9 protein-coding genes and 2 pseudogenes are annotated in these 13016 nt (G+C 46.0%); 10 read left to right on the forward strand and 1 reads right to left on the reverse strand.

Annotated elements, in window-relative coordinates; translation table 11 throughout:
• Positions 1-90: 90 nt before the first annotated feature.
• Together nrdD and nrdG are read left to right on the forward strand one after the other, a co-directional pair.
• A complete protein-coding gene (nrdD, locus tag L4C35_RS12990) occupies positions 91-2211 on the forward strand; it encodes an anaerobic ribonucleoside-triphosphate reductase (RefSeq protein WP_428463266.1) in 2121 nt (706 codons plus the stop codon).
• An 88-nt stretch (positions 2212-2299) separates the two neighbouring features.
• Positions 2300-2770 carry an anaerobic ribonucleoside-triphosphate reductase-activating protein gene (nrdG, locus tag L4C35_RS12995; RefSeq protein WP_428463267.1) on the forward strand — a complete coding sequence of 157 codons (471 nt, stop codon included), beginning with the start codon at positions 2300-2302 and terminating at the stop codon, positions 2768-2770.
• Positions 2771-2987: 217 nt separating this feature from the next.
• Here nrdG and L4C35_RS13000 read toward each other — a convergent pair whose 3' ends face one another.
• Complete coding sequence (locus L4C35_RS13000; protein WP_428463268.1) at positions 2988-4553, reverse strand: arylsulfatase; 1566 nt, start codon at positions 4551-4553, stop codon at positions 2988-2990.
• A gap of 405 nt (positions 4554-4958) precedes the next feature.
• Here L4C35_RS13000 and L4C35_RS13005 point away from each other — a divergent pair.
• The 8 genes and pseudogenes from L4C35_RS13005 to L4C35_RS13040 all read left to right on the forward strand — a co-directional run.
• A pseudogene (locus L4C35_RS13005) lies at positions 4959-5547 on the forward strand (AAA family ATPase); the annotation flags it as partial.
• Positions 5548-5633: 86 nt separating this feature from the next.
• Positions 5634-5981: pseudogene (locus L4C35_RS13010) on the forward strand (AAA family ATPase); the annotation flags it as partial.
• A 9-nt stretch (positions 5982-5990) separates the two neighbouring features.
• Positions 5991-7046 carry a DUF58 domain-containing protein gene (locus tag L4C35_RS13015; RefSeq protein ID WP_428463269.1) on the forward strand — a complete coding sequence of 352 codons (1056 nt, stop codon included), beginning with the start codon at positions 5991-5993 and terminating at the stop codon, positions 7044-7046.
• Positions 7046-7654 (forward strand): DUF4381 domain-containing protein, encoded by a 609-nt coding sequence (locus L4C35_RS13020; protein ID WP_428463270.1) that lies wholly within the window; start codon positions 7046-7048, stop codon positions 7652-7654. The genes L4C35_RS13015 and L4C35_RS13020 overlap by 1 nt, the downstream gene beginning before the upstream one ends.
• Complete coding sequence (locus tag L4C35_RS13025; protein ID WP_428463271.1) at positions 7651-8775, forward strand: vWA domain-containing protein; 1125 nt, start codon at positions 7651-7653, stop codon at positions 8773-8775. Before L4C35_RS13020 ends, L4C35_RS13025 begins: the two co-directional genes overlap by 4 nt.
• Positions 8768-10582, forward strand: a complete 1815-nt coding sequence (locus L4C35_RS13030; RefSeq protein ID WP_428463272.1) for a vWA domain-containing protein — start codon at positions 8768-8770, stop codon at positions 10580-10582. The genes L4C35_RS13025 and L4C35_RS13030 overlap by 8 nt, the downstream gene beginning before the upstream one ends.
• The gene (locus L4C35_RS13035) at positions 10566-11948 is read left to right on the forward strand and encodes a BatD family protein (RefSeq protein ID WP_428463273.1); all 1383 of its coding nucleotides are present in this window, start codon (positions 10566-10568) and stop codon (positions 11946-11948) included. Before L4C35_RS13030 ends, L4C35_RS13035 begins: the two co-directional genes overlap by 17 nt.
• Before the next feature lie 124 nt (positions 11949-12072).
• Positions 12073-12981 carry a LysR family transcriptional regulator gene (locus L4C35_RS13040; RefSeq protein ID WP_428463274.1) on the forward strand — a complete coding sequence of 303 codons (909 nt, stop codon included), beginning with the start codon at positions 12073-12075 and terminating at the stop codon, positions 12979-12981.
• Positions 12982-13016: the final 35 nt, after the last annotated feature.

Here is a 13016-nt window from a genome sequence, read left to right on the forward strand (position 1 = left end):
TCTGCCTAATACGCACCATATATTGTAGCGGTTGTTTGTTATACCCCTACATTTAGTGTTTTTGTGACAGTGTCATTATAGGAGCCTGCTGTGAACCCTGTTGTTATTAAGCGTGATGGATGCCGTGTACCTTTCGATGCATACCGTATTAAAGAGGCCGTGCTGAGTGCTGCTAAGTCAGTGGAAGTGATGGATCAAGCCTATGCGGCTTCTGTTGCTGACGGTGTGCTTTCACAGTTTATGTCGGCAGAGGAAGTGGAAATTCACGCTATCCAAGATGCGGTTGAAAACCACCTAATGGCAGGACCACATAAAGAAGTGGCTCGTGCGTACATTGAGTACCGTCATGATCGCGATCTTTCTCGTGAGAAGAAAAGTCATTTAAACAATGAAATTCGTGGTTTGATTGAACAGAGCAATGCTTCACTGTTGAATGAGAACGCAAATAAAGACAGTAAGGTCATTCCAACGCAACGTGACTTGTTAGCGGGTATTGTTGCTAAGCACTATGCAAAACAGCACTTACTACCACGTGATATCGTGCAAGCACACGAGAATGGCGATATTCACTACCATGATCTGGATTACTCACCGTTCTTCCCTATGTTCAACTGTATGTTGATCGACTTAGACGGCATGCTTACTCATGGCTTTAAAATGGGTAATGCGGAAATTGATACGCCAAAATCCATTTCGACTGCAACAGCGGTAACAGCGCAAATTATCGCACAAGTGGCTAGCCACATTTACGGCGGCACTACCATCAACCGTATTGATGAAGTGTTAGCACCGTTTGTGACAGTGAGCTACGAGAAGCACTTAGCCGTTGCGCTAGAGTGGGAAATCGCTCAGCCAGAAGAGTTTGCTAAAAAGCGCACAGAAAAAGAATGTTACGACGCATTCCAATCGCTTGAGTATGAAGTAAACACACTGCACACCGCTAACGGCCAAACACCGTTTGTAACCTTTGGTTTTGGTTTGGGTACATCTTGGGAATCTCGTTTAATTCAACAATCTATCCTAAAGAATCGTATTGCTGGCCTAGGTAAGAATCGCAAAACAGCGGTATTCCCGAAACTGGTATTTGCAATCAGAGATGGCTTAAACCACAAAACGGGCGATGCGAACTACGACATCAAGCAATTAGCGCTTGAATGTGCTTCTAAGCGTATGTACCCAGATATTCTTAACTACGATAAAGTCGTTGAAGTAACGGGTTCATTTAAAACCCCTATGGGTTGTCGTAGTTTCCTTGGTGCGTACGAAGAGAATGGCCAGTTAGTACACGAAGGCCGTAATAACATTGGTGTTGTTAGCCTTAACTTGCCACGTATTGCACTACAAGCAAAAGGCAACGAGAGCCAATTCTTCGCACTGCTTGATGAGCGCTTACAACTTGCACGTCGTGCTCTAGAAACGCGTATCTCGCGCCTTGACGGTGTGAAAGCACGTGTAGCGCCTATCCTATATATGGAAGGGGCTTGTGGTGTACGTTTGAACGCTGACGATAATGTTGCTGAAATTTTCAAAAATGGCCGTGCATCTATTTCACTGGGTTACATCGGTATCCATGAAACGATCAATGCGCTATACGGTACAGATGAGCATGTTTACGATAGTGCAGAGCTTCGTGACAAAGCCGTTGCGATTGTTCAACGCCTGAAAGATGCAACCGAGCAGTGGAAACAAGAAACAGGTTACGGGTTTAGCCTTTACAGCACGCCAAGTGAAAACTTGTGTAGCCGCTTCTGTGCCATCGATACGAAAGAGTTTGGTGTGGTAAACGGTGTAACTGAAAAAGGTTACTACACTAACAGCTTCCACTTAGATGTAGAGAAGCAAGTTAACCCGTACGACAAAATTGATTTTGAAATGCCATACCCTGAAATCGCGAATGGTGGTTTCATTTGTTACGGTGAATACCCGAACATTCAACACAATGTTGAAGCGTTAGAAAACGTATGGGATTACAGCTATACCCGCGTACCTTACTACGGTACGAATACCCCAATCGATGAATGTTACGATTGTGGCTTTACGGGTGAATTTGACTGTACAAGTAAAGGCTTTACTTGTCCTAAATGTGGTAACCACGAGCCATCGAAAGTATCTGTAACGCGTCGTGTATGCGGTTACTTAGGTAGCCCTGATGCACGTCCGTTTAACTTTGGTAAGCAAGAAGAAGTTAAACGCCGTGTTAAGCACATGTAGTACATTGATATATAAAGAAATACGTTAACACTAAATAAAAGAAGTGCCCCGTGCGCTTCTTTTGTTTTTCTAGCTGCGAGGAAACACTGTGCACTATCATAATTATTACCCTGTCGATGTTGTAAACGGACCAGGTACACGTTGTACACTCTTTGTGTCGGGTTGTGTGCACCAGTGTCGCGGCTGTTATAACAAGAGTACGTGGCGATTAGACAGTGGACATTTGTTTACCCAGCAGATGGAAGATCGCGTTATCGCGGATTTGAATGATACAAGGATTAAGCGTCGCGGATTATCACTATCAGGTGGCGACCCATTACATCCACAGAATGTTGCAGCTGTGCTCCAATTGGTTCAGCGGGTACGCAAAGAATGCCCAGACAAAGATATTTGGCTCTGGTCGGGGTACTTACTGGGCGAACTCAGTGCTGAGCAGAAGGCTGTGGTTGATCTGGTGGATGTGATGATTGACGGTAAGTTTGAGCAAGATAAACACGATCCATCATTAGTTTGGCGGGGAAGTGACAATCAAATCATTCATCACTTTAAAGATTTATAATTGATTAATTTCGATGAAAAATTGAGCAGTTTGGGCGGGAGCTAAAAAGTTATCCACTGTTTCTGTGTATAACAAAGGGGATTACTGCCGTGAACACTGTTTTGTTTATAGCATTGCTTATCGTTTCTAAATCTTAGTTACAAACAAGAAAGCGCCTATCAGAGTTGATAGGCGCTTTTTTATTTATTGTCTTTATGAACAATGAGTCAACTGACTATTATTTCATGGTCGCTACTTTCTTTTGTAGCTCATCAAGTTGACTTATCTTGGCTTTAAGGCCCAAAGATTGGTAATCAATGCTGGCTGGGTTCATGATCGCACCTTGCTGCATTGGGTAATCTGGCAGTGTTTGGAAGAACTCACCTAATACATCTTGGATTGGAACGAATAACCACATGTTATCTGCCATCCAACGTAGGTACATGCCTGATTCGTGTGGTGCTTTTTCAAATGGGTCGGCACGCAGGTGGATGATCTTCGGCCAGTTTGGTGAGAAGCGTACGGCGTCAGTAATGTTACCTTCTAGTGTTGCGAAGTGCAGTTTCCAATCATTCCAACGTACCGCATTGAGCTCGCCATTCGCGGTGAAGTAGAGTAGGGAATCACGTGGGCCTTTTTCTGCTTTACCTTGGAAGTAAGGTTTAAAGTTGTAGCCATCAATGTGCACTTTCCACTCTTTACCATTGGCTTTATAACCTTTAGCAAGTTTCTCTTTCACATCGTCAACGCCAGCGGCGGCAAGCAAGGTTGGTAGCCAATCTTGGTGCGCCATCATCTCGTTGATCTTAGTGCCCGGTTCAATCACGCCAGGCCAGCGAACAAGCTGAGGAACACGCATCCCGCCTTCCCATGTTGTGCCTTTTTCACCGTGGAATGGTGTCGCACCGCCGTCAGGCCAAGATACGGTTTCCGCCCCGTTATCGGTTGAGTAAATAACTATGGTGTTATCGGCTACGCCAAGCTCATCCAGTTTATCAAGCAGGATACCCACTTGATCATCGTGCTCTAGCATACCGTCAGCATAGATACTGATGCCTGATTTACCTTGGTACTTCTCTTGAAGGCGCGTCCAAACGTGCATTCGTGTGGTGTTGTGCCAAATAAAGAAAGGTTTATCGGCTTTGACCGCTTTTTCCATAAATGCCAGTGACGTTTCTAGGAACTCTTCATCGGCATGTTCCATACGCTTACGGGTCATTGGACCGGTATCTTCAATCTTGCCATCAGCGAAAGATTTGATAACGCCACGTGGGCCATAGTTCTTACGGAACTCAGGATCTTTCGGGTAGTAGTAAGTTTCAGGCTCTTCTTCAGCGTTTAAGTGGTAAAGGTTACCAAAGAACTCATCAAAACCATGGTTAGTCGGCAGGTGTTTATCTTGGTCACCAAGGTGGTTTTTACCAAACTGCGCCGTCATATACCCTTGATTCTTCAAAAGGTCGGCAATGGTTGGTGCCCAATCAGGAATACCCTGATCAGAGCCTGGCATACCAATGGTTAACAAGCCTGTTCGAAACGGTTCTTGACCAGTAATGAATGCGGCACGCCCCGCAGTACAAGACTGCTGACCGTAGTGATCAGTAAATAATGCACCTTCGTTCGCAATACGGTCGATATTCGGGGTTTCATAACCCATCATACCTTGGTTATAAGCACTGATGTTCCAGTAACCCACATCATCGCCAAAGATAGCAAGGATGTTTGGCTGATCTGCCGCAACTGCTGCGCCAGAGGTTGCCAACACACCGATACTGACGGCCAGTTTGCTCATTTGGTAAGCCATAAAAACTCCAAATTAGTTAAGAGTTGGAAATGAAGCACAGATAAACACCTGTGCTGTCGTTGGCTAATAAGTTAATGATGTGATTGAAAATTGTCGCTTTATAGTCACTATAACCATTTGTTATGAAAGTGATTAAGAAGCTTGTTTTTAAAGGATTTTAGAAGGTTTATGTCGATGCAGCGTAAACCTTGATACATCAAAGATTGTGAGCTTGATCAGGCTAGTAAATCGCTAGAAGGTGGGAGTTCGTTTTCATTTAGCCGCAATATTCTGGTGAGGAGGACATTGAATGTTAAGAATGAGTGATTGATTTATCACTAGGGGCGGATAGCGACTATAACCAATAGTTATAGGATTTGAGGGTAGCTTGTACCCAGTGAAGCATTGAGCATTCGAGGGCACGTTATGAACCACGCACAGCAAGCTATTAACCAATTAATTCAACAAACTGAAAAAAGCGTCATAGGGCAAAGCCATGTGGTTCAGGCCTTGGTGATAGGGTTACTCACTAATGGACACGTGTTGCTGGAAGGTTTACCGGGAACCGCAAAAACGCGTTCGGTGAAATCCTTAGCAAACGCCTTGAATACGGATTTTGGTCGGATCCAATTTACCCCAGATCTCCTTCCTTCGGATGTCACTGGCACAGAGGTGTATCAAGATCTTGATGGTAAACCGCAGTTACATTTTCAGCCAGGTCCTATTTTTAACAGCATAGTGCTTGCTGATGAAATTAACCGTGCACCAGCCAAAGTGCAGGCGGCTTTGCTTGAAGCGATGGCGGAAAACACCATAACCGTCGGGGATAAAACCCATCAATTACCTGAGCTTTTCATGGTATTGGCGACCCAAAACCCCATAGAACAAGAAGGGACCTACCCACTGCCAGAAGCGCAGATGGACCGCTTTATCATGAAGGTGACTGTGGATTACCCTGACGATGATGCCGAAATTGATATTATTCGCTTGGTGCGCAGTGAAGAGGTGGTGAGTCCCGATAGCACTTCGAATAGCACTGCAAACGGTGGCGATAGTCAGATCCAGACCCACACTCAAGTACGTACTATCGATCCTGCCAATATCTTAGCGGCACGCCAAGCTCTGCCAACGGTTGAAGTGTCTGATCTAATTGAACGTTATATCGTGGGCCTTGTGATGGCGACACGAAAACCCGAGCGTTACCCTGACTCTCGCCTTGCGCGTTGGATTGATGTGGGTGCGAGTCCTCGCGCGTCGATTGCATTAGATAAATGTGCGCGTGCCAATGCATGGCTACAAGGTAAAACATACGTTGAGCCTGATGATATCCGCGCGGTTGCTGCCAATGTGCTCGGGCACAGATTTACGCTGAGCTATGACGCGTTAGCCGATGGCATTACGCGCCAAGATGTGGTGAATGAGCTTCTTGATCATGTCGTTATTGGCTAAGGCGGCACTATGACTTTCAAAGATGAGGCAGATAAAAGAAAAGGTGACACTTCAAAACACTCTTCAAAGTACGCTTCAAATCATTCTTTAAAGCAATTCGATGAACGAATTTACTGTGATTACTCACGCTTAGTGAGACTCCAAGCGCAGGTTGATGGGTTCAGTTTCCTTCCTCAGCGTAAAGCAGGTAGCGCGCTATCGGGTCGGCACCATTCATCGTTTCGTGGGCGAGGGCTGAACTTTGAAGAGCTACGTCATTACCAACAAGGTGATGATATTCGTAACCTTGATTGGAAAGTCACGATGCGAACGGGTAAGCCTCATGTACGAAGCTATACCGAAGAGAAAGATCGTAGTGTGATCCTTTGTGTTGATCAGCGCAGCAGCATGTTTTTTTCATCGGTTAATAGGATGAAATCGGTGGTCGCGGCTGAAATCGCCGCCTTAACTGCGTGGCGAGTGCTGAAAGACAGCGATCGGGTCGGTTTTGTGATTAGCCGTCATGATTACATCGAATACAGCATGCCTAAGCGTTCGCAAGCCAATGTGCTGTCTAATCTCAATCAATTAGCTCAAGCTAACCAAGCCTTGGATGTCAGCCGCCAAGATAGCCCCGATGTTGGTATGACGGCTTTGGTGCGATTACTCGGGCGATTAAAATGCCGCAATAACACCATTATATTTTTGAGTGATTGGTCTGGTGTCACCAGTGACGATATTCTTCATTTGAAGCATCTGCAAAAACACAACGATGTATTAGGTGTACTCATTGCTGATCCCTTAGAGAGTGCTTTTGTGGCGATGCATTCTACAGCGATGCATTCTGCAGATAAGGCTTCAGATCCCAGCTCGTTTACGCCTTGGGTGGTGGGGGACGGTGATTATCAATTTAATCTTGCTAATCGTCAGCAAATGGAGAAAGCACGGCAAGGGTTAGAGCAACACCATCAATTAAAGAAACAACAGCTTTTACAACTTATGGCAGTTCAACGCCTTCCGATGATCGAACTTGATACTCAAGGACAACATCTCGAGCAATTTAAACGTGCGGTGGGAGGGCGCTAATGAGTATTCACACTCCACCTAGTACCTATATTTTACGCGATATTGTTGATGTTGCGGTCCCAGAATCTGTGGCGTGGTGGCCACAAACCATAGGTTGGCAGATACTCGCCCTCGTGATCTTGATGGCTTGTTTCGTCTGGGGCTATCGTCACATCAATGTGTGGTGGCAAAACCGCTATCGCCGCGAAGCTTTGCAAGCATTGGCAACACTCGATCTTGGCTTGCCCCGCGAAAGTGCCATGTCTTTGCTAACCATTATCAAAGCAGTGTTGGTTTATCTCGACCCTAAAAATGCCGCGTTATTTGGTGAGGCTTTATTACAAAAACTCGATAGTTTATTGCCATCGGCAACGCCGAGCAGTGCCAAGGGTGATGCTGAGGTTAAGCCTGAACATCATGCTGATTTTCAGTCTGACTTTCAGTCAAATTTTCAGTCTGATTTTCAATATCAGGGGGAGCTTGGTAAAAAGTGGTTAGCGGCAAGTTTGTCGAGCCAGCACACTCTGACTGATCCCGAATTAGCGACTTTGATTGAGCATACCCGTTCGTGGTTGCTGCTTCATCGTAAGCCAGAGCCAATTAGCGCAAGCAATAAAGGGGCGCAATGATGACAATATTTAGCGCATGGCTAGGGGCATCAATTGAATTCGTTCACCCCTACAGCTTCTTGTTATTGCCACTCCCTCTGTTGGTGTATTGGTTTATTCCCGCTTATCGCACCAAGAAAACGGCAATAAAAATTCCATTTTTTGACACCTTAATGGCAGTGTTGGGAGAAACACCCAACCAAGGTGCAAGCCAATTAACACCGAGCTGGTGGCAAAGAGTGGTCTTAATTATATCTTGGATATTGGTCATCACTGCATTGGCTAAGCCAATGATTTTAGGCAAGCCTCAGGTACGTGAGCAGTTTGGCCGTGATGTCATGGTGGTGGTGGATTTATCTGGCTCGATGGCAGAGACCGACTTTGTTGCGACTCAAGATAACCTCGAAAAGGGGATTCAAGCGGGACAACGAATCTCTCGTTTGGCTGCAGCCAAGCAAGTGTTGACAGATTTTGCTAACACGCGCCAGGGGGATCGTCTTGGTTTAATTTTGTTTGGTGACGCTGCGTTTTTACAAACCCCGTTTACTGCCGATCAGCAAGCCTGGCTGGATCTGTTACAGCAAACAGATGTCGCGATGGCAGGGCAAAGTACGTACTTGGGTGATGCGATTGGCTTGGCGATCAAAGTCTTTGACCAAACATATATCCAAGACCAAGACCAAGACCAAGACCCTAGCCAACCAGCGAGAGAAAAAGTGGCGATTGTGCTGACAGATGGCAACGACACCGGCAGCTTTGTTGAGCCTATAGAAGCGGCCAAAGTGGCAGGGGCGAAAGGTGTACGCATTCACATGGTCGCCATGGGAGATCCCGCAACCGTAGGTGAGCAGGCGTTAGATATGAATACAATTAAGCGTGTTGCCGCTTTGTCCGGTGGCCAATCTTTTCAAGCCTTGGATCAGTCTGAGCTGGAACAAGCCTATGCCACTATCGGTGAGCTAGAGCCCGCGCTTTATGAAGCGACAACCTATCAGCCTAAACAGACGATTCATCATTATTTGATCAGTGCGGTTGTGGCGATCTATTTACTGGCTTTCTCCATTCTGACATTAAAACGTGTTGTTGTGGTTAAGCGCCGTAAGCGATTCGCAGACATACAAGGAGGCGAACAGCATGACTGATTCTTTGTTTTGGCAGCAATTGCTGAGTGCTTTTCACTTTATTCGCCCTTGGTGGTTACTCGCGTTTATTCCCTTGGCGGTCACGGTTTATTGGCGCTGGCAGCTAGATGATGTATCAACATGGCAACAGGTGTTGCCAAAGCATTTACGTGACGCGCTGACGATTGGTGAGAAAGGTTGGAAAAAACAACTTCCGCTAAAAGTGCTGACTCTGTTGATGGTGCTGGCGATTTTAGTATGTGCAGGCCCGAGTTGGCAGCGTGAAGCGTCCCCATTTGGTGAAGACAAAGCGACCATGCTGGTGGTGATGGATGCCAGCGAGTCCATGTTAGAAAAAGATGTGGCGCCAAGCCGTCTAGAGCGCGCTAAGCAAAAGGTGCGTGACCTGTTGGCGCTAAGGCAAGGCGGTAAAACAGGGTTAGTAGTGTATAGCGGTTCTGCCCATACAGCGATGCCACCCACCCAAGATAGCGATGTGTTTTCGCCATTTTTAGCGGCAATAGATCCGAGCATTATGCCTGAATCTGGTAAATCTGCTGAACAAGCCTTACCGCTTATCTCTAGCTTGTTGGGTAACGAATTAGCAGGGTCGGTTTTATTCATTACTGATGGCGCAAACCCCACCACGATCGATGCTTTTAGCGCTTATTTTGCTAATAGCCCTCACCAGTTATTAGTGCTGGCGATGGGGAACTCGGATGTGATGAGTCATCAGTCTTTTGATTTGAAATCTTTAAATCAATTAGCAGATAGCACTGACGGCAAATTGGTCGAGGTTTCGGTTGATGCCAGTGATGTGCAAACTTTGAATCGTTATGTTGAGCGCCACATGCAGCTTAATAATGAATCTGCAATGCCATGGAAAGACATGGGTTATTACGTGTTGTTTCCTATCACCTTTATTTTGCTGTTGTGGTTTAGGAAAGGGTGGCTGGTTCAATGGTGCTTGGTGGCGGCAGTGCTTTTTCCCGTGACATTTTCGGCGCCAGTGTCAGCACAAAGTGTTCACACGAAAGCGACACCAACGGCAGAGGAAATTGCGGCAGAAACTGAGACAGTCACAGTATTTGACCGAGTGTCGGCATGGTGGCTCGATATGTGGTTAACGCCAGATCAGCAAGGCCAGCTTTATTTTAACCAGCAAGAGTATGTCAAAGCGGCGCAGCACTTTACTGATCCCTTACGCAAAGGCGTGGCGTATTACTACGGCGCTGAATATCAGTTGGCGCACAGTGCCTTTTTACAAGTGGGTAAGCAAAGCCCAACAGTTGTTAGTCAGGAAGTAGGAAAGACGGGTAGCGAGACACTGGATAACACGCGTTCTGCACAACGTGAATTAGGGTTATTCAATGCCGCGAATGCGTTGGCACGTCAGCGAGAATACCTTGCCGCACGCGACATGTTCTTACAACTGGCGCAACATGCGCAAACCGAGACTATTCGCGAACAAGCCGATCATAATTACCAAGTGATTAAAGGCATTGTTGAAGAGATTAACCGTACCAGTGAAAGTCAATCAGGCACGACCGACGGCCCTGAAGAATCATTTGAATTGGGTGATAACCCGCAAACTGCCGAAGGAGCAGAAGAGCAAGTGAGTTCGGAAATGATGGTACGAGAGACGCTCAATGCCAATGAAATTCTCGGGAGTGATGAACTGGCCGATAAATGGCTGCGACGGGTAGAGGCGGATCCTAAATACTTTTTGCGCGCTAAATTCCAGTTGCAGCGTATAGCGCAAACGGCAGAGCAGGGCAAAATTGGTTCTACTACCTCACAAGGAGGCGCTGATGAAGCCAATGAATAAGCTAAAGTGGGTCTTACTCAGTCTTATCTTATTGTTTTTACACCCTGTTATGGCAGCTGATAATGGCATTATTTCGAAATCTGATCAGGCAGAGATGAAAAATTGGGTGAGTGTGAATGCTTGGCTTGAAGGGACTGATAAAAATGCCAAGGATTCTAAACGTGCAAAGCATAGCAATACCGACAGCGATAAAGAAACATTTGATCAGAAAGAAGCACTTGCCCAGAAAGAAGCCGTGTATGCGGTTAGTGAACAGATCATCATGGTGGTTGAAGTCTCGACCCCGCGTTGGTTAACTGGTGGTACTCGGATCGACAATATTGAAATTCCTAATGTCATCGTTAAGCAACGTAACCCGTTGGCGACCAATTATACCCAACGTCGTGATGGACAAACTTGGTCAATTCAACGTTGGGAAATTACCTTGTATCCACAGGTATCGGGACAATTTCATATTCCACCGACCCGTGTAACGGCTCAAGTTTCAGCGCCAAATGGCCAGAATGTACAGGCGAATTTAACCACGCCGCCATTGGCATTCAAGGCTAGTCTTCCGTCTGGCTTTTTAAGCGGAGACAAAGGATGGGTTGCAGCCAGTGCGTTAACCGCAAGCGAGCAATGGCAAGTATCACGTGAACAGGGCGAGCTAAAAGTCGGTGATAGCATTACACGCAGCGTGACAATAACAGGCACGGACACTTTATCGGTGTTGCTTCCTCCCTTGCTAGCCGCGACAGAGAATCATGAGCCGAGTGACAGTTATCATCGCTACCCGCAGCCAAATGCATTAGCCGATAGCCAGTCACGGGGAAATTATCAGTCATCACGAACAGAAGAGGTGGTGTACGTACTGCAAAAAGGGGGCGAGCTGCACTTTCCAGATCTGAAGTTACAGTGGTGGAATACAGATACACAGCAGCTTGAGACACTGACGCTTGAAGGGCGTCGTTTTACGGTTAAACACACCGTGCGCTCTTGGTTGTCACTTTATGGTCCTATTTTGTTTACCGTGCTCGCTTTGTTGGCTGTGGGTTATATTCAGGCTCGAATGATGCTTCGTTATTACCGTACTCGACCTACACCACAATGGTTAGCATTTAGTCGCGCACTAAATACGAAAAGCTGGGCCACAGCACGATTACTGATCTATCGTAAATTACGAGGTCAAACCCAACAGCTTGAGCTGCATCAGTATCAAGCCTCGTCATCGTGGCATTCATTGAGTCAGCGGTTGCAGCAAGCTAAGTTGAGCCGTGCAGGATTTATCAGTGTGTGGTTGAAAATAAAGAAGGTGACAATCAAAGGCTGCTCTTTGCCTAAAGCGTTACCTGCATTAAAGACAATAAACACTAAAAACGAACTTTAGCTCAAACTATTGAGTAATAACGCTCGCCCCGTTTCGTGGGATTTCCTACACTCGAATTACATGTATTCAACCCATTAAGCTTGCTTCATCATGCTTAATGGGTTTTGCTTTATCAGCAGGAAGAATGAAAAGTACTGAACTCAATTTAATCCCCATTTTTGTTGCTATCTTTGAAGAGCAAAATCTATCGCGCGCCGCCAAGCGGATGGATATTACTCAGCCTGCCGTCAGTAAAGCACTGAAACGCTTGCGTGAGATCTATGATGATCCGTTGTTTCATCGTAATACTTCAGGTGTCGAGCCAACCACTTTTGCCCGCGATATTTACCCCGCGATGTCTGCTGCATTTAAAAACTTTAGTTCGACCTTATCAGCTTCACGGGCATTTGATCCTAAAGTCTCAAATCGTATTTTTTCAGTTGCTTGTGTCTCGGCAGCAAGTTATGAATTGATGCCGCAATTGATGAAACAGATCCACGAACAGGCGCCGCATATTTCTATTGAAGTGCACCCGTTGTTTACTGAAGATTTTGAAAGTGATTTACGGCTTCAGCGCTATGATCTGATCGTTGATTTAGTCCCTCGCGGCCGGACCGTTTTAAAAGTAGAACCCATTTTTTCTGAACGCTTATTGGTGGTATGTAGTACACAACATCCGCGTATCAAAGATTCCATCACGCCTGAACAGTTTTTAAAAGAACAGCACGTAGTGGTCTCTCGCTGGCACAGTAGGAAAAGCTTGTTGAATGATGAAGATATCGCAGACCTTGATAAGCGAGATATTAAGTATCGTGCACCCGGTGTAGTGGAAATGTTACCTGTGATCCACAACAGTGAGTACATAGGTATGTTGCCCGAATCGACCATTAAGGCATTTGAAAATACTTATGATGTAAAAGGCATTCCGCTGCCATTTACCGATAAGGTTTATGACTTATGTGCGATTTGGCACCCAAGCCGAACCAGTGAAAGTGCCCATAAGTGGCTGAGGAATCAAGTGAAGCAAGCGGGGAAAGTCATAAAGAAAAGTTAGCGGAGAGTAGAACCTGACGATTGGTATTCTTTGCT

The sequence above is a fragment of the Photobacterium kagoshimensis genome, assembly GCF_050337045.1.
GTDB lineage: Bacteria > Pseudomonadota > Gammaproteobacteria > Enterobacterales > Vibrionaceae > Photobacterium > Photobacterium kagoshimensis.